Below are 25,624 nucleotides of genomic sequence, written 5' to 3'. Positions count from 1 at the left end.
ACCCAGAGCTTTTTTATTACAGGATATCTGTGTGAACATTCTTTCCACTCTAAAAACATTTTCTCAAGGGCGACTATCTTGGTTGCTACTACTGCTTTCCATCATTTTCTTTGAAGCATGTGCCCTGTTTTTTCAGCATGTCATGATGCTTTCACCCTGTGTGATGTGTATTTATGAGCGTGTGGCTATGTTTGGTGTTGGAGGAGCCGCACTAATTGGTTTAATTGCTCCACATAACCCAGCATTCCGTTGGCTTGGTTTTATCGCTTGGGGCGCAAGCGCTTATCAAGGCCTGATGCTTTCACTAGAGCATGTTGATTACCAATTTAACCCTTCACCTTTTAAGACTTGTGACTTGTTCGTCAACTTCCCAGACTGGGCACCACTGAACCAGTGGGCACCTTGGCTATTTGAAGCATTTGGTGACTGCGGTAAGGTCGTGTGGCAGTTCTTAGGTCTTTCAATGCCACAATGGTTAGTGGTCATTTTCTCTGCATACCTAATTGCACTGGTACCTTTTGTCGTCGCGCAGTTTGTGAAGAGCAAGTAGCGAGAAGCGAGAAGCGAGAAGCGAGAAGCGAGAAGCGAGAAGCGAGAAGCGAGAAGCGAGAAGCGAGAAGCGAGAAGCGAGAAGCGAGAAATTAGAGAGGGTTGGCACTAAGTGTCAACCCTTTTTGTTTAATATAAATAACAAGCGTCATCCTCAAGACGAAGGGACGACCGAGTTGGAGAACTCCCAAAGTAAGCTAAGAGACCATAGCGATACCTACCCCGTCCTTTGTCGGTCTATGGAATGACGACCTCTTAGAGGCATTCCTTTCTCGATTCAGAACACCCTGCTTTGTCTTATCTCGCAGGGCGGAGCCCGCTCTCGCATCTCGGAGCGAAGCGTTCCATAGGGCGCAGCCCGTTCCTAGCGGCTTTGCCCTTAATTCATCTCACGCCCGGGAGCAGGAGCAAGCACTTCGCGGTTACCGTTATGGCCTGGCGCACTCACAATACCTTGCGCTTCTAACTGTTCAACGATACGTGCAGCTCGGTTGTAGCCTATCTTAAAGCGACGTTGTACACCTGATACCGAACCACGACGAGACTGCACAACATGCTCAACAACTTGATCAAATAGCGGGTCCATTTCTTCCTCACCTTCTGGCTTCTCGCCAGGCAGGAGTGCTTCAGGGCCTTGGTCACCATTAGTAATTTCGTCGATATAGTTCGGCTTACCGCGTGCTTTCCAGTTGTTGACTACCGCATGCACATCATCATCAGAGGCAAATGCGCCATGCACACGAACGGTATGGCTAGAACCCGGTGGGAGATAGAGCATATCACCCATACCCAGTAGCGATTCCGCACCGCCTTGGTCAAGGATGGTGCGCGAGTCCGTCTTAGTGGATACGGTAAACGCAACCCGAGTAGGAATATTCGCTTTGATAAGACCAGTGATAACATCAACGGATGGGCGCTGAGTCGCGAGGATCAGGTGAATACCCGCTGCACGCGCTTTCTGCGCTAGACGAGCAATCAGTTCCTCTACCTTCTTACCTACCACCATCATTAAGTCGGCAAATTCGTCGACAATCACAACAATGTAAGGCAACTTCTCAAGCAATGGAGGATGTTCATCCATACTGTCGCCAGCTTGCCATAGAGGGTCGTGAATTGGGTGCCCTGCCTCAGCTGCCATCTTAAGCTTGTCGTTAAAACCTTTAATGTTACGTACACCTAGAGCAGACATCAGCTTATAGCGACGTTCCATCTCACCGACACACCAACGCAGCGCATTCGATGCGTCTTTCATGTCAGTAACCACTTCAGACAGAAGATGCGGAATACCTTCGTACACCGATAGCTCAAGCATTTTCGGGTCAATCATGATAAAGCGAACATCTTCAGGCGTTGCCTTGTAGAGCATGCTCAAGATCATCACGTTTACACCCACTGACTTACCTGAGCCCGTTGTACCTGCGACGAGCACGTGTGGCATCTTCGACAAATCAGCCACCACAGCTTCACCTGCAATATCTTGGCCAAGTACAACTGTTGTTGGTGATTTGGCTTCAATAAACTGCTGACTACCGACAACATCTGAGAAGAACACCGTCTGTCTGCTCATGTTTGGCAACTCAAGCCCCACATAAGGTTTACCCGGTATCACTTCAACAACACGAACCGCCATAGCAGAAAGTGAGCGCGCTAAATCCATCGATAGACCGGATATACGGCTCACTTTAACGCCGGGAGCGAGGTCGAGCTCAAAGCGTGTAATTACCGGGCCCGGGAAGATATCCACGACTGTCGCTTTAATTTTATAGTCAGCCAGTTTCGCTTCGACCAAACGTGCAATATTCTCCAATGCTTCTCGGTCAATAAAGTTCTCACGCTTTTCAGGGTGGTACAGCAACTCAAGAGTCGGCATCGGTTCAGCGGGCTTTGGAAGATTCGCTTCTTGTTGTACTAAGAATGGGTTTTGCTGAGCGACAACTTTAGCTTGCGCTTCTGCAACCATATTGTGCAATGCTGCAGCGTCTTCATCCTCTGGTAATGTTGACTCTATCTCTTCGGTGACCATTACGCTTTCTTCAGCGACATCAAATGATGATATAACAGGTTCCTGATAATCATCTTCTGGTTCAATATCTGATGAAATCTGTTCCAGTTCAGATGGATTAATCCTTGGCTGAACAATCTCTTCTTCGGCGACCTCTTCAATCCAAGGCAAGTCATTAGCGTCAGCGACTTCAACAGCTTCTGTAAGCGCTTGCTCTGGCTGGTTTAATGCAGGTGGCTCGCTTGCAGTCTCTTCAACTTGCGGCTGTTCATAGAAAGACTCTTCTGGTTGCGGCGGCTGAGCGACTTGAGGAAGCTCATCACCATTCATCGCGGCGCGCTCAAGATCTTCAATAGTCGCCCCAAGGTGTTTGCTGCGCTCAAAGTCTGGCTCAATCGAATCTTCGATAACATTGTTAGTGATTTCGCCTGCATAAGCTGGCTTTTCAATAATCTCAGCGACTTCTTGTGTCAGTGGCTGTGCCATTGCTGTAGTCGCTAGCGCTGAGGCTGCGGCAGTTTCAGGCATATGAATGTTATAACGACGTCGTTCAGCGTTGGTTTCTTCTATGTGCTCTGCTGATTCGTGAGCTTCACGTTGTTCTTCAGCAATGACTGGCGTCGTTTCGGTTTCATACTCATAGTTATTGAGCTCAGCTTCTAGCGTTTCATCTTCGCGTCCACGTATTTTGTTGATTAGGCTAGTGAACAATCGAATCGCGCCCTCACCCAACCAATCGACAATGGATAACCAAGAGATGCCAGTCAGGAGCGTGAAACCCGCTCCCCATAGAAATAGAAAGACAAGCGTGGAGCCAAGCACATTTAGAGTCGGTAGTGCAAGACTGGTCAGTACATCGCCAATCACACCACCTGACGAGAAGTACCAGATGTCATCGAAGTTGATATCCGCTAAACCACAACTGGTTAGAATAAGAATTGTTAATCCGAGTAAACGCGTTCCCCAAAGCATAAAGTCGATTGATTCATCTTCATCACGGTTACGCAGCATTGCCCAAGCTGTACCGGTTACCACAAAAGGAATCACATACGCTAATGAGCCAAAGGTAAAAAAGAGTGTATCAGCTAGCCAAGCCCCAACTAGACCACCAGCATTATTTATCTCTCCCCCCCAAGCGGTTTGAGACCATGACGGATCGGCAGCGCTAAATGTGAAAAGTGCGACTGAAAGCAAAATTGAGGCAAGAACGATTACGATCAAACTGCATTCTTGAAGGCGCTGAGGACCGCTCAGGCGGGACGGTTGAGACTCTTCTCCCGTCTTAATGATCGTTTCTACTTTATTTTTGGTCTCTTTGAACATAACCAACTTTATCTTTATAAAACACCAATCGATTCAGAAGTCATCCTGATTGGTCGGAAAAAAATAGTCCGAGCAGCTATGCTACTCGGACTATCGATTTAACCATATCAAGGGACAAAACCCAATTGCTTAAAGTCAGAATATGGAAAGCTATTAAGACTTTAAGCCAAACTCATGCTTGAATTAGCGAGTTTTGATGACCAACTGGTTCGTTTGTTTCACTTCTTCCATAACCACGTAAGTACGTGTGTCATTTACCCCTGGTAAGCGTAGAAGCGTATCACCCAACAACTTTCGGTAAGCACTCATGTCAGATACACGAGTCTTAAGTAGGTAGTCAAAGTCACCCGATACTAAATGACACTCTTGAATGTCATCAAGTTTCTGAACCGCTGTGTTGAACTGTTCAAACACATCTGGCGCACCACGGTTAAGTGTGATCTCTACGAATACCAAAAGCGAAGCATCTAGGTATTGCGGGTTTAGCAATGCTGTATAGCCCGTAATATAACCTTGACGCTCTAGGCGACGCACACGTTCCAAACACGGAGTTGGAGAAAGACCCACTCGTTTTGAAAGCTCTACATTCGAAATACGACCATCTTTCTGCAACTCATTAAGAATGTTGCGGTCGATGCGATCTAGATCCTTGGACGGCTTTTTATTGTTGTCTGCCATTTTTTATTCCACCTTATTACTTCCTTGCAAAAAAATATACTACAACTTTTTAATATTCAGTATCAAATTTTATCCAATCATATCTATACTAGATATTAATTCGACAGAATTACCCTACACACAGTTAATACAACTAATATAGTTTATACAACCAATATAAAATGAGGAGTCAGGATGATCATTGGCGTACCTAAGGAAATCAAAAACCACGAATACCGTGTTGGCATGATCCCAGCGAGCGTTCGCGAGCTAGTGTCTCAAGGTCACCAAGTTTTTGTTGAAACTAATGCCGGTTCAGGCATCGGTTTTTCAGACGATGATTACATCGCTGTAGGCGCATCCATTCTTCCTACCGCTGCTGACGTTTTCGCGCAAGCAGAAATGATTGTAAAGGTTAAAGAACCTCAAGCTGTCGAGCGAGCTATGCTTCGAGAAGGGCAAATTTTATTTACTTATTTGCACCTAGCACCAGATTTTCCACAAACTGAAGAGCTAATCAAGAGCAAAGCTGTCTGTATAGCATATGAGACTGTAACAGATAATATGGGTCGCTTGCCACTACTTGCTCCAATGTCTGAGGTAGCAGGTCGCATGTCTATTCAAGCAGGTGCACAAACTTTAGAGAAATCTCACGGTGGTCGTGGTCTTCTACTAGGTGGTGTACCAGGCGTTGAGCCAGCGAAAGTTGTCGTCGTTGGCGGCGGTGTTGTTGGTGCTAACGCAGCTCGTATGGCTGTTGGTCTTCGCGCAGACGTAACTATCCTTGATCGCAACGTTGATACACTACGTCGTCTTGATGAAGAGTTCCAAGGTCGTGCAAAAGTGGTTTACTCTACAGAAGATGCTATTGAGAAGCATGTTCTAGAAGCTGACCTAGTGATCGGTGCAGTTCTAATTCCAGGCGCTGCAGCACCTAAACTAGTGACAAAAGAGCACATCGCTAAGATGAAGCCAGGTGCAGCAGTCGTAGACGTTGCAATCGACCAAGGCGGCTGTTTTGAAACTTCACACGCAACAACACACGCAGACCCTACTTACATCGTTGATGACGTAGTTCACTACTGTGTTGCTAACATGCCAGGCGCTGTTGCTCGTACTTCTACGTTCGCACTAAACAACGCTACGCTACCTTACATCGTTAAGCTAGCGAACAAAGGCTACCGCGAAGCGCTTCTAGCAGACAACGGCTTCCTAGAAGGTCTAAACGTAATCCACGGTAAAGTAACGTGTAAAGAAGTAGCAGAAAGCTTCGATCTAGAATACGTAGACCCAGCTGACGCTATCGCAATGTTCAACTAATGTTGAATAGTATTAAATAAGAGAAAACGCTCACTTCGGTGAGCGTTTTTTGTATGAGAAGCGAGAAGCGAGAAGCGAGAAGCGAGAAGCGAGAAGCGAGAAGCGAGAAGCGAGAAGCGAGAAGCGAGAAGCGAGAAGCGAGAAAATTTTAAAGGAGTGGCACTTAATACCAACCCTTTTCTTATAATTTTAGATAATTACGCTAAAACAGAAACCAACACTGCTAGCAACTTTCAGCACACTTACCACGAGTACATCTCGAAGGACGAAGTCCTGTTTCGACTCTCGAGCGCAGCGTTCTAGCTTCTCGCAGGGCGCAGCCCGTCTTCCCTCTTAAAACCAACGCTCCAAAGCATTTTTATCTAGCTGACGAAAAGCGCGGTTAAGGATCTGAGCGAGCTCTTTATAACGAGGGCGAGATTTCATAGGCTCTAGCGCGCAGCCGCTTTCAACTATCTTTTGGTAGATTTCGCGATACCAACCGGCAAGTGCCGGTGGAAGTTTCGTGTTGGCACGGTTGCCAAGCCACCACATACCTTGAATAGGCATACTAATAGCAAATAAAGCAATGATGACTGCTTGAGGCATAGATTGATAATTGTTGAACGCCATTTGAGTTAAGACACTGATTGCCGCGATTGCTGGCATCACTTTTACACCGAAACGCGTCGCTTTAATGATTCGCTGCTCTGGAAACAGCAAATTAAGCTCTTTACGCATTGGCCAAGTATCCATGTACTTTTGTCCATCTCGTAGACTATGAACTAAACCGGCTTTATTACTCATAGGGCTCTCTCACTCCAGTACAGGGTCCTAAACTAAAATTTAGTTGAAACTTTCAACTAAACGGACAAAAAATTGATGAAAGTTAATATTCTTTCAAATTTTTTTTGTTATCATTGCTTATTATCGTTATCCTTTGCGGACCCACAATCTCATTGTTGCCGTTATTTACAATTTAAGCAACTCTTGAGACCTTTCTGCAGCGGATGCAAGGGTGGTGATTTGGATCATCACTGTCTTTTATACGGAATTCGAAGTTTTTTTGACCAAGATTAGTACGCAGCTTCTATAGCATCGTCTATTCTTGTGATTAATTTTTATCCTAACTGATTATTACAGGTAGTCACTCATGTCAAAGCTAGTTTTAGTTTTAAACTGCGGTAGTTCTTCTCTTAAATTTGCTGTTGTTGATGCAGAAAACGGTGATGAGCATCTAACAGGTCTTGCAGAATGTCTGCACCTTCCAGAAGCTCGCATCAAGTGGAAACTTGATGGTAAGCACGAAGCTCAACTAGGCGACGGCGCAGCTCACGAAGAAGCTCTAGCGTTCATGGTAGAAACTATTCTTGCTTCTAAGCCAGAGCTTTCTGAGAACCTAGCAGCAATCGGTCACCGTGTTGTACACGGCGGCGAGAAGTTCACTCAGTCTGCACTAATTACTGACGACGTGCTTAAAGGCATCGAAGACTGTGCAACACTAGCACCTCTTCACAACCCTGCTCACATCATCGGCATCAAAGCAGCACAAAAATCTTTCCCAGCACTGAAAAACGTTGCTGTGTTTGACACTGCTTTCCACCAAACAATGCCTGAAGAGTCTTACCTATACGCTCTTCCATACAACCTGTACAAAGAGCACGGTATCCGTCGTTACGGCATGCATGGTACTTCTCACCTATTTATCACTCGTGAAATTGCTAACATCCTTGGCAAACCAGTTGACGAAGTAAACATCATTAACTGTCACCTAGGTAACGGTGCTTCAGTTTGTGCTGTTAAGAACGGTAAGTCAGTAGATACTTCTATGGGTCTAACTCCACTAGAAGGTCTAGTAATGGGTACGCGTTGTGGTGACATCGATCCTGCGATCATCTTCCACCTACACGACACTCTTGGCTACTCTGTTGAGAAAATCAACAACATGCTAACTAAAGAGTCTGGTCTAGCTGGCCTTACTGAAGTGACTTCTGACTGTCGTTTCGTTGAAGACAACTACGGTGAAAAAGAAGAAGCAACTCGCGCGATGGACGTATTCTGCCACCGCCTAGCGAAATACGTTGCTGGCTACACTGCATCTCTAGAAGGTCGCCTAGACGCGATCGTATTCACTGGTGGTATCGGCGAAAACTCTGGTCCTATCCGTGAAATGGTTCTAAACCGCCTAGGTATCTTCGGTATCGAAGTTGACGGTGAAGCTAACCTGAAAGCACGTTTCGGCGGCGAAGGTACTATCACGACTGAAAACAGCCGTATCCCAGCAATGGTTATCTCTACTAACGAAGAGCTAGTTATCGCTGAAGACACTGCAGAACTAGCAGGTCTTTAATTGACTTAACCGGCTGACAATCGTCAGCCGGTTTTCTAACTAAGGGGCTTAACTCCTATTCCACACAGTAAGGAATACGCAGTTAAGCTTTTATCCCAATAGCTATAGGTACTCTACGAATGTCTCGTACTATTATGCTTATCCCTGCAAGTGCTGGTGTTGGTCTTACTAGCGTAAGCATGGGTGTTCTTCGCGCAATGGAGCGCAAAGGCGTTAAAGTTTCTTTTTACAAGCCAATCTGTCAGCCACGTTCTGGCGGCGATCAACCTGATCTAACTTCAACTATCGTTGGCGCGAACAGCGATGTGAAGATCGGCCAACCAATGATGATGTCTGTTGCTGAAAGCCTAATCGGTAACGACAACATGGATGAGCTGCTTGAAACAGTGGTTGAGCGTTACAACCAAATCAACAAAGATGCGGACGTTACGCTAATCGAAGGTCTTGTACCAACTCGTAAACACCCATTTGCTAACCAAGTGAACGCAGAAATTGCTGCAACACTTGGCGCAGAGATCGTTCTTGTAGCGACTCCTGGCACAGATAACCCAGCGCAACTTAAAGAACGTATCGAAGTAGCATGTTCTAACTTCGGCGGCACTAAGAACAAAAACATCTCTGGCGTTATCATCAACAAGCTAAACGCTCCTGTTGACGAAGCTGGCCGTACTCGCCCTGACCTATCTGAAATCTTTGACGATGCGGATAGCGCGAAGCAAAACGAAATGAAAGTGATGGAAATCTTCAACACTTCTCCAATTCGTGTACTAGGTTGTGTGCCATGGAGCATCGACCTAATCGCTACGCGTGCAATCGACATGGCTGAGCACCTAAACGCTGACATTATCAATGCTGGTGACATCAATACGCGTCGTATTAAGAGCATCACATTCTGTGCACGTTCTCTGCCAAACATGATTGAGCACTTCAAACCAGGCTCTCTACTTGTAACTTCAGCAGACCGTCCAGACGTAATCGTTGCAGCAGCTCTAGCAGCAATGAACGGCGTTGAAATCGGTGCAGTACTTCTAACTGGCGGTTACGACATTCCAGAAGAAATCGCAGGTCTATGTAAGCCAGCATTTGATTCAGGTCTACCGATCTTCAAAGCACAAGGTAACACTTGGCAGACGTCTCTTAACCTACAGAGCTTCTCTATCGAAGTACCTGCAGACGATAAAGAGCGTATCGAGTTCATCAACGAGCACGTTGCTGGCAACATCGATGGCAACTGGATCGAGTCTATGACTGAGGGTACGCAGAAGTCTCGTCGCCTAAGTCCACCGGCATTCCGTTACCAGCTAACTGAGTTCGCTCGTAAAGCAGGTAAGCGTATCGTTCTTCCTGAAGGTGACGAACCACGTACAGTTAAAGCTGCGGCTATCTGTGCTGAGCGCGGCATCGCTGAATGTGTGCTTCTAGGTAACCCAGACGAAATCCGTCGTGTTGCTGCACAGCAAGGCGTTGAGCTAGGTGCTGGCGTAACTATCATCAACTCTGATGAAGTGCGTGAAAACTACGTTGCTCGTCTAGTTGAACTGCGTGGCGCGAAAGGCATGACTGAAGTTGTTGCTCGCGAGAAGCTACAAGATTCAGTATTCCTAGGCACAATGATGCTTGAGAACGACGAAGTTGACGGTCTGGTTTCTGGCGCTGTTCACACCACAGCAAACACTATCGTTCCTCCGTTCCAAATCATCAAGACTGCACCTGATGCGTCTATCGTATCTTCTGTATTCTTCATGCTGCTACCTGACCAAGTATTGGTTTACGGTGACTGTGCGATCAACCCAGACCCGACGGCTGAACAGTTGGCTGAAATCGCTATCCAATCTGCTGATTCTGCAGCAGCATTCGGTATCGACCCTCGCGTTGCAATGATCTCGTACTCTACCGGTGAATCTGGTAAGGGTGCAGACGTAGATAAAGTACGTGAAGCAACTAAGATTGCTCAAGAGAAGCGTCCTGACCTAGTTATCGACGGTCCTCTACAGTACGACGCAGCTATCATGGAAAATGTTGCAGCTTCTAAAGCGCCAAACTCTCCAGTAGCAGGTAAAGCGACTGTATTCGTATTCCCTGACCTAAACACAGGTAACACGACGTACAAAGCGGTACAACGTTCAGCAGACCTAGTATCTATCGGTCCAATGCTTCAAGGCATGCGTAAGCCTGTAAACGACCTGTCTCGCGGCGCGCTCGTAGACGACATCGTATACACAGTAGCTCTAACTGCAATCCAAGCAGACCAAGCGGCTCAAGCAGAAGAGAAAGTGGTTAACTAATCTCTCTCATCTGAGTACTTCTAACCCTCGCACCTGCGAGGGTTTTTTATATCTGTGGTTTTAGGTATCTCGCTGATATCGTCACCTTTTCTCATCCTGTTGCTACACTTTAGGTTCATCGTTCGAAAAGGAATTCAAATGGCACTCAAGCTATTTTCCACTACAGATACCGTTGAAAGAAGCGTCCTTAAGACCACCAGTTTTTTCCTCGCAATTACTGGCGCAGGCTTTACCATAGTTAACTTCTTTATCTGGGACGTACCGAAGTTTGGCTACATAGATTTTGCTTATACCCTGCTCTGCTTGTTTATCTATCTGAGAATTCAATTTGGCCATTACAAACCTTGGTATTCGGCTTTACTGATCTGCGGTCTGAGTCTGATTTTGATCTACAGCTTAGCGGTGGCGAAGGGCTATTCGATACTGGTGTTCTGGACTTTTTGTATGCCTCCCGTCTTCCACATCTTATTGAATCGATATGTCGGTTCAGCCGTCACTTTTGCCTTTTTCCTTATCGTTGTCTCTATATTCCTTTCCTATCCGCCCATCGTTCATTCAACCGCACATACGACGTTTAACTTCGCCATCCCCTACATTTTGATTTGGGCCATCGCCTTTGTACATGAGGATGTCAGAGCCAAAACACAGCAAAAACTCAGTGATGCCGCTCTGCTTGACCCTTTGACTGGTGCAAGAAATCGATTGTGTATGGAGAATGATTTCTCCCATCATCCTGAGTTTCTGAGTCATCACTACTTACTGCATATTGACCTAGACCATTTCAAACAAGTCAACGACAACTACGGTCATGCCTGTGGGGATGAAGTATTGAAGTCAGTTAGTAAAGCGGTGCTTTCGCAACCTAATGCTGAATACTTTTATCGTGTAGGCGGTGAGGAATTCTGTGTTTTGCTATGCGCAAAGAATGAGGAACAAGCAATGGAGATGAGCGAATCGATTCGACTCGCGGTAAAGCAACTTAAAATCGACTTCAACCATCAAGAGATTCGCGTCTCTTTCAGTGGCGGATTAAGGGCGTTGATCGTGGTGAACGACAGTATTCTCCTCGATCAAACCATGGCAGAAACGGATCAAGCCCTATACCAAGCAAAGGCACAGGGCAGAGATCAAATCGTGTTATCAAGCACCACTAACCAAATCTCGGCCGTGGGGTGAAGTTAAATCTAGCTCAGGACCAAGAGGAACCACTTGTGTCGGGTTAATCCCTGTGTGGCTAAAGTAGTAATGGCGTTTAATGTGGTAGAAATCGGTTGTCTCTTTGATACCGGGCACCTGATACAACTCTTTCATATAACCGTTAAGATTAGCGTAATCCGCGATACGTTTCTTATTACATTTAAAGTGTCCAACATAAACGGCATCAAAACGGATCAGCGTGGTAAACAAGCGCCAGTCGGCTTCAGTAATGCTGTCACCAGCAAGGTAGCGGCTATTCGCTAGATGATCATCCAATCTGTCTAGCGATTCAAACAGGTGGTTGTAGGCTTCTTCATAGGCATCTTGGGTTGTGGCAAATCCACAGCGGTAAACGCCATTGTTAACATGGGGGTAGACATAAGCATTCCACTCTTCAATGATTTCGCGCTTCTCTTGCGGATAGTAATCAGCTGTATTACCCGTGAGTTCATTAAACTCAGAGTTAAACATACGAATGATTTCAGAAGACTCATTGCTGACGATGGTGTTGTGTTTCTTATCCCAAAGTACGGGCACCGTTACGCGACCCGTGTAGTCTGGTTTGGCTTGCGTATAGATTTGGTGCATGCGTGTATGACCAAACAGAGGCTCAGGCAACCCCATTTGCCAACCTTCACCCATCATGTCAGGGCAGACAACGGTGACGTCAATATGCTCTTCAAGCCCTTTTAGCTTTCTAAAAATCAGAGTGCGATGAGCCCAAGGACAGGCAAGCGAAACATAGAGATGATAACGCCCTGATTCTGGTTGGAACTGAGCATCAGGTTTGTTTTCTACCCAATTTCTAAACCCAGCATCTTCGCGAACGAACTTACCATTGCTCGATTTGGTGTCGTACCACACATCATGCCATACGCCTTCAACTAGCTTACCCATTATTGTCTCCTAACCCGAATTCTTTGAATAAATTGAGTATAAATAAATACGCAACACAGGTGGTTAGAGACAGTTGGTTTAGTTGTTCGAATTATTTGAATAGTAGAAAGTGACTATACAAAAAAAGCGCGACCCCGTAAGGATGCCGCGCTTAAGCCCGTCACAGGCTGAAATTATACGCTCACGTGCAAGCAAGACACGGCATGAACGTCGTTACCTTCGATAGCAGGCTTAGTTTGAGCACACGCTTCCGTTGCCTGAGGACAACGCGTTCGGAACACACAACCCGAAGGAGGACTAATTGGTGATGGAAGGTCGCCCTCTAACATCTCAATGTGCTTGTTGCGCTCAAGCTTTGGATCAGGGATCGGTACTGCAGACATCAGCGCGCGAGTGTACGGGTGCTTAGGATCCGCGAATAGGGCTTCGGCTTCACCAAGCTCAACCGCATTACCAAGATACATAACTAGCACTCGGTCAGAGATGTGTTTCACTACCGACAAATCGTGGGCGATGAACACTAGTGATAAGCCAAGTTCTTTCTGCAACTCTTTAAGTAGGTTTACAACCTGAGCTTGGATTGACACGTCTAGCGCCGATACAGGTTCATCACAGATTATCATCTTAGGCTTAAGAATCAACGCGCGAGCAATACCGATACGCTGACACTGACCACCTGAGAACTCGTGAGGGTAACGGTTGATTACGTTTGGTAGTAGACCTACTTTCGCCATCATCTCTTTAACACGAGTTTTCACTTCATCTTTCGAAAGCTCTGGGTAGAAAGTTTCCAATGGCTCAGCGATGATGTCACCCACTGTCATACGCGGGTTGAGCGATGCCAAAGGATCTTGGAAAATCATTTGAATCTCTTTGCGCGTTTCACGGCGCTGGATTTCCTGCATCTTAGTCAGGTCTTGACCAAGCCACATCACGTCACCGTCAGTCGCTTCAACAAGACCAATGATTGCACGCGCGAAAGTCGATTTACCACAGCCAGACTCGCCTACTACGCCTAAGGTTTCACCTTCATATAAACGGACGTTTACGCCGTCTACTGCTTTAAGGTTTGCAGGCTTTGACCAAGGCCAAGCAGATTTTGATGCGATACTAAAGTGAACTTTAAGATCTTTTACATCTAGGATTAGGTTCTTATCTACACTCATTTGCTCCAAGCCTCCCATTCAGAAAAACATGCGCGCTGACGACCTTCACCAAATGGCGTCAAGATTGGCGCTTCTTGCTTACAACGATCCATTACACGGTGGCAACGCTCTTGATAAGGGCAGCCTTGTGGTAGACGAAGTAAGTTAGGCGGGTTGCCTGGAATCGTTGGTAGAATTTCACCCTCTGTATCCAGACGAGGAATTGCTTTTAGCAGACCTTCAGCGTATGGGTGGCTTGGGTTGTAGAAGATTTCATCGACCGTACCGTACTCCATTGTACGACCAGCGTACATAACTAGTACTTTGTCACACGAACCTGCAACCACGCCAAGGTCATGAGTGATCATGATAATCGCAGTGTTAAACTCCGATTTCAGCTCGTTAAGCAGATCCATGATCTGAGCTTGTACCGTTACGTCTAGAGCTGTTGTCGGCTCATCCGCAATCAACAGTTTTGGACGACACAACAGAGCCATGGCGATCATCACACGCTGACGCATACCGCCTGAGAACTCGTGTGGGTACATAGTGATACGCTTACGCGCTTCTGGAATTTTCACCGCTTCAAGCATGCGTACAGATTCTTCGAACGCTTCCGCTTTACCCATGCCTTTGTGAAGCATAAGTACTTCCATTAACTGATCACTAACCTTCATGTAAGGGTTAAGCGACGTCATTGGGTCTTGGAAGATCATTGCGATCTGTTCTGCACGTACTTTGTTGAGTGCTTTTTCTGGAAGGTTAAGAATTTCATTACCTTCGAATTTTGCGCTACCTGAGATAATACCGTTCTTTGCCAGTAGTCCCATGATAGCGAATACAGTCTGAGATTTGCCTGAACCAGATTCACCTACGATACCTAGAGTCTCGCCCTGATTCAGAGAAAAATTTAAATCGTTTACTGCGGTGACGATACCATCTTGAGTGGTAAATTCGACACGCAGATCTTTGACATCTAATAAGCTCATCATTGCTTCCTTAATCTTTTTTATAGATTTTGTAATTTATTGCTTTTTGATTATCTGTCTTTTGGATCCAGCGCATCGCGCAGGCCGTCACCGACATAGTTGAAACAGAAGAGAGTCACAACCATGAATATTGCTGGGAATGTAAGCTGCCAGATTGCTACTTCCATTGTCTGTGCACCTTCTTGAAGAAGAGCACCCCAACTTGTCATCGGCTCCTGAACACCAAGACCAAGGAATGATAAGAATGATTCAGTCAAAATCATGCTTGGGATTAGAAGCGTTGAGTAAACCGCTACAATACCCAGTACGTTTGGCACGATGTGACGAGTGATGATTTTCCACTTGCTCACACCACAAACGTGCGCTGCTTCGATAAACTCTTTGCTGCGTAAGCTAAGCGTCTGACCACGTACAATACGTGCCATATCTAGCCATGCAATCGCACCGATAGCGACGAAGATAAGAATGATGTTACGACCGAAGAAGGTCACTAGTACGATAACTAGGAACATAAACGGTACTGCGTATAAGATCTCAAGAATACGCATCATGATTCGGTCTACTTTACCGCCAATGAAGCCAGAAGCTGCACCGTAAAGCGTACCAATCAATACCGCTACAAACGCACCCATTACGCCGACCATCAGAGAGATTCGGCCACCAATTAAGGTACGAACGTAAAGGTCACGACCTAAACTATCAGTACCAAACCAGTGCTCTGCGTTTGGACCAACGTGCATCGCGTACCAGTCAGTATCATCATAAGTGAATGGCGCAATAGTCGGTAAAACGATTACCGCTAGCGTCATTAAGAATAGGATAAACAAGCTCACCATCGCCGCTTTGTTACGCATAAAGCGGATACGAGCGTCTTGCCATAGACTACGACCTTCGATCTCTAAGTTTTCAGAGAACTTTTCAATCGCTTCTAGGTTTTCTTTTTTCGTTAACATAACCAAACGTCCCTGTTAGTAGCGAATTTTCGGGTCAATCATTGCAAGTAGGATATCTACAATCGCATTGAATAGAATGAATAGGAAACCAATCAAGATGGTTACACCCATTACTAGCGAGTAGTCACGGTTAAATGCAGCGTTAACGAAGAGCTTACCGATACCCGGTAGACCAAAGATGGTTTCGATAACAACTGAACCTGTGATGATACCTACGAACGCAGGGCCCATGTATGAAACAACAGGAAGAAGCGCTGGTTTAAGTGCGTGCTTAATGATGATGTAACGGTAACTTAGACCTTTCGCACGAGCGGTGCGAATAAAGTTACTGTTTAATGTTTCGATCATCGAACCACGAGTGATACGTGCAAAAGTCGCGACGTAGAGTAGTGACATACCAATCACTGGTAGAACTAGATATTTCAAACTACCGTCATGCCAACCACCCGCAGGGAATAGGTTCCAATGCAGCGAGAAGAGATAGATCAGTGCCGGTGCCAATACAAACGATGGCATTACAACACCTAACATGGCGGTGGACATTATGGTGTAGTCAACCCAGGTATTTTGCTTTAAGGCAGCAATCGTACCAACCGTAACCCCCATGATGACCGTAAAGATAAACGCAATAAAACCAACTTTTGCCGATACTGGTAGTGCAACCGAAATCAGTTCGTTTACGGAGTAATCTAGGTACTTAAATGAAGGACCAAAATCACCTTGAATAACGTTTGTTAGGTAAGTGGTGTATTGCTCAAATACTGGCTTATCAAGCCCGTATTTAGCTTCGATGTTCGCCATAACTTCTGGCGGTAATGGACGCTCGCTTGAGAATGGGTTACCCGGTGCGAAGCGCATAAGAAAGAAAGATACGGTGATCAAAACCAACATGGTTGGGATCGCCTCAAATATCCTTTTCGCGATGAATTTAAGCATAAACTCACTCTTTCAGTCTGTGACAATTAAAAATTAAGAATCAATCAAATTTCTACGAATTTAGATTGTATAAAGGCACTGCATGTAATTTCTCACATGCAGGCCAATATTTTTATAGTTCTATCAGTTCAAGATTTACTTGATGATGTATAGATCTTTAGAGTAGATCTTCTCTTCTGGGTTGTTTGCTGGGAAGCCACCAACCTTAGGAGAAAGTAGACGTGATTTCACGTACTGGTAGATAGGTGCGATAGGCATGTCTTTCGCTAGTAGCTTCTCAGCTTCTAGGTACAGCGCTTGACGCTCTTCTTCTGACTGAGCGGCAATCGCTTTAGTCATGATCTCGTCGTAAGCTTTGCTGTCGTAGTGAATACCGCCAGTCGTGTTGTTACTCTTCATTAGAGTTAGGAATGAAGATGCTTCGTTGTAGTCACCACACCAGCCGGCACGTGCCACTTCGAAGTCGCCTGAATCTTTAGTAGATAGGTAAGTTTTCCACTCTTGGTTTTCTAGAGTAACGTCTAGGCCAAGTGTCTTCTTCCACATAGAACCTAGTGCTACAGCAACTTTCTTGTGGTTCTCAGATGTATTGTAAAGAAGGTTAAACTTAAGTGGGTTGTCTGAACCGAAACCTGCTTCTTCTAGAAGACGAGCCGCTTCTGCATCACGCTCTGCTTGAGTCATTTGGCCGTAAGCAGGCATTTCTGGATTGAATCCAGCTGTGATTTCAGGTGTTAAGAAGTAAGCTGGTTTCTGACCTTGCGCTAGGATAGCGTCAGTAACGATATTACGGTCGATTGCGTAAGAGATCGCCTTACGTACACGAACGTCATCAAATGGCGCTTTCTTAGTGTTGAAGATGTAGTAGTAAGTACACAGGTTGCCCGTAACCGATACTTCTTCAGGGTGCTCTTTCTTAAGACGCTTGAAGTGCTCAACAGGTAGTTCGTAAGAGATATCGATTTCGCCTGCTAAGAAACGGTTCATTTCCGCTACCTGGTTTTCGATAGGTAGGAAAGTTACTTTGTTTAGCTTGGTGTTTGCGTTGTCCCAGTACTGTTCGTTACGCTTAAGTACTAGACGCTCGTTAACAACCCAGTTGTCGACAACGAATGCACCGTTACCAACGAAGTTTTCTGGCTTAGTCCACTGGTCGCCGAACTTCTCAACTGTCGCTTGATGAACAGGTTTCACTGTTGTGTGGCCCATCATCATTACGAAGTAAGGAACAGCTGCTTCAAGTTCAACCACTAGAGTGTGGTCATCGACTGCTTTAACACCTAGCTCGCTCTTGTCTTTCTTGCCTGCGATGATGTCTTTCGCGTTCGCCATCTTGGTGTATTCCATGTACCAAGAGTATGGAGAAGCCGTGTTTGGATCAACTGCGCGCTGGAAGCTGTACACGAAATCGCCAGCAGTTACAGGATCGCCGTTAGACCATTTTGCGTCTTTACGTAGGTGGAAAGTGAACGTTTTGTTGTCTGTTGTTTCCCAAGACTCTGCAACACCAGGAATAGTGTTACCGTCAGCATCTTGGTTCACTAGGCCTTCTAGAAGATCACGAATTACGTGAGACTCTGGTACACCTTGAGATTTGTGCGGGTCGATTGTCGCAACTTCAGTACCATTACCACGAACAATTTCTTGTACGTCAGCAAGTTCTGTTTTCTGAGAGTCTGATTTAGCTTCAGGAGCAGGTGCTGGCTGTGCAGCTTGCTTTTCTTCTGGTTTGTCGCCACATCCAGTTAAAGCTAAAGAAAGGCCCGCGCCTATAAATAGAGCGCGTGTGATTTTGTTCTTATACATGCGTAAAACTCCAAGTTTTTCATTTGCATCCATGACTTCTTTGTACAGTACTAGAACGGACAGTGATTTAGATCTGTTTAGCTCAAATTTTAAGCATAAAAATCTAAAACCGTACAAAGATTGCGGCACACAGTATCAATCATTGAAGTAATTTGCCATAAAAATGTAGCAAAAAATCGTATAATTCCACGGTTACTTCAACAAAATGGTAAAAAACACCAGTAAAGATAAATTAGTCAGTTAATTAACTTATATTTCCCTCAACTAGCAGACTGAAGTGCCAAATTATCTAATAAGACACTTTTTTTTAGCATCTTATGCTAGATATTGTGCGGAAAAATTAACAAAAGTAATGTAATCTAGCTAACAGTTAGCTACATTCATCTCCGGAAAAACAGCGTTCTGTGAACTTAGTCACTCAGGTGCACTTAAATAGCGATCGTCTCCCCAAAACAAAGCATACCCACAACAAATTTCTATCCAAAAACTCATTTAGACACACTATCTAAATTACCATCCCTACAAGCCTTTAGATTTTTTTAGTGTTAAACATTTGTAAATAACCCCTTGTTCGCTCGATATATCAGGTCAATTTGAGCAACTAAACGGGTATCTCCTATGAGAGGATTTCATTCTCTATCTTTAGCTATTTCGGCTATCACACTACTTAGCGGGTGTGGGAGCGAGGAAAGCACTTCTGATAATATCGCTGTAGAAGTACCTTTTTCGTTGAGTAGCATTCCTATGCCGAATGACGGTTATGGCTATGATGCTGACGGGACAATCTCTTTGCCGGGTGAACCTTCTTCACCCAATGCATATTCAACCAACGCTGAATATGACGCTTATTACCAAGATTTCGAGACCAGTTTCGCCGCTGTTGACGGTTGGGGCTTATGTGTCGAACCGATTGAGATTCCGCTTAGCAGCGTCGGTTCTGAGCAGGTTATTGCACTTGATCCTCAAAGCATTATCACAGAAGCAAATAGCGCGACTGATACTGTGATGTTGTTTAAAGAAGGCGATCCAATGCCTCTCGATATCAAGGTTACTAATGATGGCCGTAGCCTTTCCATTCAGTGTGGAGAAGCTCTAAATCTCGATACGCCAACTCGATATCACCTTGTTGTAACTAACGGTGTGAAAACGGAAACGGGGCAGCCTCTAAGTGCGAGCAGCGAATTTACTCGCCTGATGAATAGCTCAAATGAAGAGTTGAGTGATTCTGAACTAGTAGTAAAACAAGACTCAATTGACCCAGCTGTAAGTCATTACCGCTCGTTGGCTAGTTCGGGTATTGCCTACGCTTCAACATTTACTACCCAAGATGCCTACTCTCCTCTTGATGCAATGGTTGAAGCAAATTCTAATGCTTTAGTAGCTATCAAAACTGTCACCTTTGACGACAGCAACTCAAACTATGAGTTCGTTACCGGAGTTCTAACGAGTAAACAGTACCTTCCATTTGACCAGCAAACCGCTGACACTGACCCTGCAGGATGTGTGCTAGATGAATATGACCCAATAGCATCTTGCCCAGCTATGTATCGTTGGATTACGCCCGAAGACACTAGTAAGGGAGAACATTTAACCAAGTTTAATCCTAATCCCAAAATCCATAATCCCACCAAGAAGCTCCCAGTGAACATTTATCTTCCAAAAGGGACCGCTCCACAAGATGCAGAACAAACTGCTAAAAATAATCCCGCAGTTATCTTCGTTCATGGCTTGGGGGGAGATATGTCGTCTACAAGCTTAATGGCAGCAGACTACACCAATAAAGGCTATGTAGTATTTGCAATTGATATGCCCTATCACGGCTCACAGATCGTGAAAGATAATGATGGTAATGAGATTAGCGCAAACGTTAATAGAGCCTTCTTTATTAATATCACCTCTCCACTCACTCTGAGAAGTAATCTTCACCAAGCTGTAGCAGACTTCATTGGACTGCGTTACGCATTAAACTTTGGAAACCCTCAAGCTCAACGAGAAGTCAGCCTAATTGGCCAATCTCTGGGGGGAATTGTTTCTGTGATGATTGCTGAAATGACCCAAGGAAAGGATGGGCTATCACTTAATACCGCAAACTATGTTGTACCTGGACAAGGGTTAGTTAACTTAACACTTAACTCATTACTTTTGGGCCCTGAAATGGAGCGTGCAATCAAAGACTCTCCTGATATTCAGCGCGCTATCGCCGAAACATTAGTTCCCAACCTTTGTTACGAAGGGGTAAGCAACGAAGATTGCATAATTGCACTTAACGACCATTCAGCAAGCTTTCCAGACAGCATCGCAATGCTAGAGGAAGAGATCTATGCAGCAGTGCTGCCATTGCTTAAAAAAGGTGTTCAAAGAACGATTGATAGTGCCGACCCGGCAGGCAAAGTCTACCGTCAAGTTTCAGAGCAACAACCAACACTGCTGCTTGAAGCATTCGGTACCTGTAAAAAAGACTGTGAAGTAGGTGTCGACTATATCCCGGACTCTGTCGTACCAAACTCAGCGACAAACAATCAATTGACCGGAACTGAACCACTTATCCGCGCTCTCAAGCTCGACCCTATTCTTGATGACGTTCCAGTTTCTGAAATCCGAGGGGTAGTAAGAGCAACCAAAGGTGGACATGGCACCTACCTGTTTCCTTATGAAGGGCCAGTCAACGAAGAAGGCGTCCCTGAACAAGAAATCACAATTGAAGGCATGCAAGCGATGGCTGCTCAGCAACTCGCCATTTCAAGCATGGTTATCGATCAGAAAGTCACATTAAGAAACAACTACTTTGTCGACAGCAGTGACTTCAATTAATTGGTAGGATTTATAATGAAAAAGTACATCATTCTTGGGGCAGGTCTTGTCTCTATCTCGCAAGTCCACGCCGCTGGCTTTCAACTTAATGCGCAGTCGGCAACGGGTTTAGGTCGCGCATTCGCTGGAGACGCGATTATTGCAGACAACGCTGCGGTGGTATCAAAAAACGCGGCGGCGATGAGCTTAATCGACCAGCCGATGATATCAGTAGGTGCAGTCAATATTGCTAGCCAAGTTGAGTTTAGTGATATGCGTTACACAACGCCAAACACAGTCACTCAATCGCTCGATGACACGACTCTCGACAACAATACCTTAGTACCTAACGCGAATATGGTGTTTCCGATAGAAGGAACCCCTTGGACGCTTGGAGCTACCGTACATTCAAACTTTGGTACCGACGTTGAATTTGAACAGGAGTTTGCCGCGCCAATCTTTGGCGGCAAAACTTACTTAAGTAGCATCAATGCGGGCTTTTCTGCTAGCTATCAAATTGATGACTCATGGTCAGTCGGTGGCGGTCTCGACATCATCTATGGAGAAGGCGATATCGCGCGCAAACACAATAATGCTCCATTGCTTACTATCGATGCCGACGGGTTTGGTTTAGGGTTTAATCTAGGTGTGGCTTATGTCCTCGATGAGAATAACCGCTTTGGTTTATCATATCGCTACAGCCCGGAGCTTAGAGCCGAGGGGCAAGTCTATCAAGCGGGGGCAGGTCAAGGGTTAACTGATAGTTTAGATATACCGCTGCCAGATATCATTGAGTTTTCCGGTTATCACAGACTCAATCCTCAATGGGCAGCGCACTACAGCTTACAGTATGTCGCTTGGTCTGAATTTGATAGCTTAACCTCGGAAGGTTATTCAGAAACAATCAAAGACTACCAATGGCAAGATGCCGGACACGTTTCAGTTGGTGTTACTCACTATCTGAATCGCTCTATCGAGCTAAGAGCGGGCTATATGTATGACTTGTCACCTGTTGATCAAATCAGTTCGCTGTCGATTCCTGATACTGACAGACATTGGTTTACCTTTGGTGGCACTTATAAAGCAACCGAAAACTTAAGCGTTGATTTATCATTAGGCTACTTAACAGGTGAACAAACGACGATTGATGAGTCGCAGGTACTCGTCGCTGACCCATTCAACATCGTTTCTACCGTCAACACCAGTGCTTGGTTAGCCGGTATTCAGCTTAACTACGCTTTCTAAATTTCCCAACGTATAGAAACGGCCTTCTGACTCAGAAGGCCATTTATTATCAATCAGTTCCTAATCTCGCGCACAATTCTAAATGTAACAATGACACTTCGTGGAACTGTCATTTAAGCCTGCTACATTTATACATCTAATTACATATAAGTTAACGGCATAAAGGCTTATTATGGGAATCGCATATCACACCTATATTGGTAAGCAGGTAACGCAATTACCTAACCTCCCCTGTCGTGCGGCAGGCAATGTTTCGCTCAATACACCCGTCGGCAACTGTGTCGACAAATTTGGTCGAATCTGGCTTGCGGACACTGCACACAATCGCGTACTCGTCTTCGACCGAAAGATGGACAAGTTGCTAGCTAGCTTTGGCAGTGTTGGCAATGGCAGCCAGCAGTTCAATATGCCCTTTCGCCTGCTACCCCATCCAGATAAACCTTGGATTTACGTCAGCGACATTGCCAACAAACGTATCCATATCCTTGAATACGATCAAGCACTCAACATCCGTTCGATTCGCAATTTTGGCAGCGGGGATCCCATCAACTTACAAGGCCCCAATGGATTAGCTTTCTATCAGGGTAAGCTGTGCGTGGCTGACGAGTTTTACGAAGGTGAAAACGGTGAAAGCCGGTTAGTGATTTTCAATGAGGAGGGCAAGTGGTTAAGAGACATCACGGTCATCCAAGCCAAGGAGCCGGTTCACTTTTTATGGCCTCAAGGACTGAGTTGCGATCTCGACGGGCATCTATACATCGCCAATACTGGCTTTGCGACTGTAGTTCGCTGTAATTGGGAGGGAAAGCCTGTCCCATTCGCGAATGGTAAAACTTATCTAGATGGTATCGACCTAGCTCGCGATGTCTCAATCATTGATAACCGAATTCTTATCCCAGGAGCCAAACAGTATTCAGTCTCTGTTTACGATATTGATGGCCATTTTTCAGGTAACCTAACGGGCTTCTTCTCGCCAATACAAATCACCAAACTTGACCAAAATCGCCTGTTGATCACCGAGCCCATTCTCGCTTCTTTACAGATTCATCAGATCAACTGGGCAGAATTATCACCTCAGATACCTATATCGACATTAGTGATTAATCAATTGGGCGATGAGCGAGATAAAAAAGGGCAGCTGCACTTTGTCACCTCGGTGGCTGGCGATACCTCTCCTGTTCCTGCAAATAACTCCGAAAGTCGTTACCCTATTGTCAGCGGATGGTGGGAAAAACACTTTGAGCAGCAAGATAAGTGGCTCAACTCGATTCACCAAATCGATGTGCCTTCCTGGGTTTCAATGACCTTAAGCACCCAGATGGAATGGACGCAAAAATGGCAACAAACCTGGGTACGAATCTTCCTTGGCGATAAGTTTGATGACCCAAACCAACTGCTTTGGCTGGTTGACGCTGGCAACTATCAGCTGCAAGCGACAGAAAACACTCAACCCGATACAGCTAGGCCGGGTAGCTTACCTCTTTTACCAGGCTCGCTTGGCATCTGCTCTTTAATCCCTTCTTCGCCATTGCTCGGCCAACTTAACCCAGACATACCTTTATTGGTTGTAAGCAATTACATAAGCGGTATTGTGACGATTTATCAATATGACGAGTTAATTGGCGAGCTCGTACCCTTTAGCTATTTTGGAGGTTTGGGTCACCAAGAGTGGCAGCTATTCAAGCCTCAGGGTGTTGCCGTCGATCCGATAAGCCGCGATATCTATATTGCTGATTCTGGCAATAATCGTATTAGTCGCTGGCGGCTCAATCAACAAGGGATCGCAGGCTTAATCACTACCTTTGGTGAAAAAGGCCATGGTGATAATGAATTTTTCACACCAACCGACATCACCATTACACCGGACGGTCAAAAGTACATAACCGATCAAAATAACAACCGCGTGTTGATTTACGATCGCCATGATCAATACGTTGGCAGTTTCGGCCAGCAGGGTTACGGAACGAACAATGACAACTTCCTGCTACCAACCAGTATAGATTTTGACCATGGTAAGTTGTTTGTGTCTGATTTAGTTAATCGAGCTATCAAGGTCTTCGACCAACAGGGACAATTTATTGATAGTTTTAGTGGCTTTGGTGCCGATCCAAGTAAAGGCCAGCTATGGATGCCATACCTACTTCACGCACATAATCATACCCTCTACCTACCCGACTGCGCTCTTAATCGAGTTAACATTTATAAGATTAGCTAAGGAGTCACTGATGACATCAGTATTCGACAAAGCCAGAGCGAAACGCTTAAAGCAGACAAATTCAGTCTCTCAGCAAGCAACGGAGGCGAGCGAAAAGCTTGCCAATCAATATCAATGCGTGACCCAGCATTGTTTAGAGCAACCTTCTTCTCATCAGACACGGGAAAAACTGGAACAGTGGCACAAAGCTCATCAAGAGCACGCCAATCACCACATTATGTCTCCACCTCACGAGAACTAAAAAAGCGAGCCAAATGGCTCGCTTACTCATGCGACTTGTGGGGTGGGGGTTCGGTCAGAAATCACTTTGCCATCTTTAATCGTAATAATGCGTTTGGTACGTTCTGCAAGCGCATTATCGTGCGTCACGATGATCAATGTTCGCCCCTCAGCATGAAGCTGATTAAACAGGGCTTCAATCTCTGCGCCAGATTTTGAGTCTAACGCCCCAGTCGGTTCATCGGCGAGAATAATCTGTGGATCATTAACTAAGGCTCTAGCAATCGCCACCCTCTGCTTTTGACCGCCCGATAATTGGTTGGGCTTGTGATCAAGGCGATCACCCAGTCCCACTTGTTCAAGCAATTTTGCTGCTCGTCTTCGGCGTTCTTTGGCTTTCACGCCCGAATAAACAAGAGGCAACGCCACATTGTCGAGTGCTGTCGCGTATTCGAGCAAATTAAAGCTCTGAAAGACAAAGCCTATTCTTTGATTGCGAATTCCTGCAAGCTCATTGGCACTTAAACTCGCCACATTTTGGCCTGCTAATTGGTAGTCACCTGCTGTCGGCTTATCTAAACAACCAAGCATATTCATCAGGGTCGATTTCCCCGAGCCTGATGGACCTAAAATAGATAGAAATTCACCTTGATTAATCGTGAGTTCAACACCATCAAGCGCGCGTACTTCCGCTTCTCCGCTCGAATAGTATTTGCAGATATTATTCAGCTCGACGAGCGATTGGTGTGACATCTTCTCTCCACTAT

19 protein-coding genes are annotated in these 25,624 nt (G+C 45.5%); 9 read left to right on the top strand and 10 right to left on the bottom strand.

Annotation, left to right across the window (positions count from 1 at the left end; translation table 11 throughout):
* Nucleotides 1–31 precede the first annotated feature (31 nt).
* Nucleotides 32–550: a disulfide bond formation protein DsbB gene (gene dsbB, locus AC6R00_RS21315; protein ID WP_500641833.1), complete on the top strand. Its 519-nt coding sequence runs from the start codon at nt 32–34 to the stop codon at nt 548–550.
* 378 nt (nt 551–928) lie between these two features.
* Here dsbB and AC6R00_RS21310 read toward each other — a convergent pair whose 3' ends face one another.
* Both AC6R00_RS21310 and lrp read right to left on the bottom strand, forming a co-directional pair.
* Complete coding sequence (locus AC6R00_RS21310) at nt 929–3,874, bottom strand: DNA translocase FtsK (protein WP_500641832.1); 2,946 nt, start codon at nt 3,872–3,874, stop codon at nt 929–931.
* Nucleotides 3,875–4,057: 183 nt separating this feature from the next.
* Nucleotides 4,058–4,552 carry a leucine-responsive transcriptional regulator Lrp gene (lrp, locus tag AC6R00_RS21305; protein WP_004414493.1) on the bottom strand — a complete coding sequence of 165 codons (495 nt, stop codon included), beginning with the start codon at nt 4,550–4,552 and terminating at the stop codon, nt 4,058–4,060.
* A 174-nt stretch (nt 4,553–4,726) separates the two neighbouring features.
* On the opposite strand from lrp, the gene ald reads away from it, so the two are divergent.
* Nucleotides 4,727–5,851, top strand: a complete 1,125-nt coding sequence (gene ald / locus AC6R00_RS21300) for an alanine dehydrogenase (protein ID WP_004747491.1) — start codon at nt 4,727–4,729, stop codon at nt 5,849–5,851.
* Nucleotides 5,852–6,184: 333 nt separating this feature from the next.
* Here ald and yfbV read toward each other — a convergent pair whose 3' ends face one another.
* Nucleotides 6,185–6,637: a terminus macrodomain insulation protein YfbV gene (gene yfbV / locus AC6R00_RS21295; protein ID WP_004747489.1), complete on the bottom strand. Its 453-nt coding sequence runs from the start codon at nt 6,635–6,637 to the stop codon at nt 6,185–6,187.
* 346 nt (nt 6,638–6,983) lie between these two features.
* Between yfbV and AC6R00_RS21290 the strand changes: the two genes are divergently transcribed.
* From AC6R00_RS21290 to AC6R00_RS21280, 3 genes are all read left to right on the top strand, one after another.
* Nucleotides 6,984–8,180, top strand: coding sequence for an acetate kinase (locus AC6R00_RS21290; protein WP_004747487.1), 1,197 nt, complete (start codon nt 6,984–6,986; stop codon nt 8,178–8,180).
* 119 nt (nt 8,181–8,299) lie between these two features.
* Nucleotides 8,300–10,465 (top strand): phosphate acetyltransferase, encoded by a 2,166-nt coding sequence (gene pta, locus AC6R00_RS21285; protein ID WP_500641831.1) that lies wholly within the window; start codon nt 8,300–8,302, stop codon nt 10,463–10,465.
* Between the two features lie 138 nt (nt 10,466–10,603).
* On the top strand, nt 10,604–11,641 hold the full coding sequence (locus AC6R00_RS21280; RefSeq protein ID WP_500641830.1) for a GGDEF domain-containing protein: 1,038 nt from the start codon (nt 10,604–10,606) through the stop codon (nt 11,639–11,641).
* On the opposite strand, the gene AC6R00_RS21275 is transcribed toward AC6R00_RS21280, so the two are convergent.
* The 6 genes from AC6R00_RS21275 to AC6R00_RS21250 form a co-directional block, all read right to left on the bottom strand.
* Nucleotides 11,606–12,559, bottom strand: coding sequence for a glutathione S-transferase family protein (locus AC6R00_RS21275; RefSeq protein WP_500641829.1), 954 nt, complete (start codon nt 12,557–12,559; stop codon nt 11,606–11,608). The genes AC6R00_RS21280 and AC6R00_RS21275 overlap by 36 nt on opposite strands.
* Before the next feature lie 173 nt (nt 12,560–12,732).
* On the bottom strand, nt 12,733–13,725 hold the full coding sequence (gene oppF, locus AC6R00_RS21270) for a murein tripeptide/oligopeptide ABC transporter ATP binding protein OppF (RefSeq protein ID WP_004747474.1): 993 nt from the start codon (nt 13,723–13,725) through the stop codon (nt 12,733–12,735).
* Nucleotides 13,722–14,693, bottom strand: coding sequence for an ABC transporter ATP-binding protein (locus tag AC6R00_RS21265; protein ID WP_272785302.1), 972 nt, complete (start codon nt 14,691–14,693; stop codon nt 13,722–13,724). Before AC6R00_RS21265 ends, oppF begins: the two co-directional genes overlap by 4 nt.
* A gap of 50 nt (nt 14,694–14,743) precedes the next feature.
* A complete protein-coding gene (gene oppC, locus AC6R00_RS21260; protein WP_494504756.1) occupies nt 14,744–15,646 on the bottom strand; it encodes an oligopeptide ABC transporter permease OppC in 903 nt (300 codons plus the stop codon).
* A gap of 15 nt (nt 15,647–15,661) precedes the next feature.
* Nucleotides 15,662–16,582 carry an oligopeptide ABC transporter permease OppB gene (gene oppB / locus AC6R00_RS21255; RefSeq protein WP_171321180.1) on the bottom strand — a complete coding sequence of 307 codons (921 nt, stop codon included), beginning with the start codon at nt 16,580–16,582 and terminating at the stop codon, nt 15,662–15,664.
* A 135-nt stretch (nt 16,583–16,717) separates the two neighbouring features.
* Entirely contained in the window at nt 16,718–18,388 is a 1,671-nt protein-coding gene (locus AC6R00_RS21250; protein ID WP_500641828.1) for an ABC transporter substrate-binding protein, read from the bottom strand.
* A 618-nt stretch (nt 18,389–19,006) separates the two neighbouring features.
* Between AC6R00_RS21250 and AC6R00_RS21245 the strand changes: the two genes are divergently transcribed.
* The 4 genes from AC6R00_RS21245 (at nt 19,007) to AC6R00_RS21230 (ending at nt 24,879) form a co-directional block, all read left to right on the top strand.
* A complete protein-coding gene (locus AC6R00_RS21245) occupies nt 19,007–21,199 on the top strand; it encodes an alpha/beta fold hydrolase (protein WP_500641827.1) in 2,193 nt (730 codons plus the stop codon).
* A 15-nt stretch (nt 21,200–21,214) separates the two neighbouring features.
* Complete coding sequence (locus tag AC6R00_RS21240) at nt 21,215–22,423, top strand: outer membrane protein transport protein (RefSeq protein ID WP_500641826.1); 1,209 nt, start codon at nt 21,215–21,217, stop codon at nt 22,421–22,423.
* 172 nt (nt 22,424–22,595) lie between these two features.
* Nucleotides 22,596–24,638 (top strand): NHL repeat-containing protein, encoded by a 2,043-nt coding sequence (locus tag AC6R00_RS21235; protein WP_500641825.1) that lies wholly within the window; start codon nt 22,596–22,598, stop codon nt 24,636–24,638.
* A gap of 10 nt (nt 24,639–24,648) precedes the next feature.
* Entirely contained in the window at nt 24,649–24,879 is a 231-nt protein-coding gene (locus AC6R00_RS21230) for a hypothetical protein (protein WP_500641824.1), read from the top strand.
* 26 nt (nt 24,880–24,905) lie between these two features.
* Here AC6R00_RS21230 and AC6R00_RS21225 read toward each other — a convergent pair whose 3' ends face one another.
* A complete protein-coding gene (locus tag AC6R00_RS21225; protein ID WP_500642221.1) occupies nt 24,906–25,610 on the bottom strand; it encodes an ABC transporter ATP-binding protein in 705 nt (234 codons plus the stop codon).
* Between the last annotated feature and the right edge of the window lie 14 nt (nt 25,611–25,624).

It is taken from the genome of Vibrio sp. R10-SF1-ISO8, from assembly GCF_059833805.1.
This window is presented reverse-complemented; position numbering and strand designations above follow the sequence as displayed.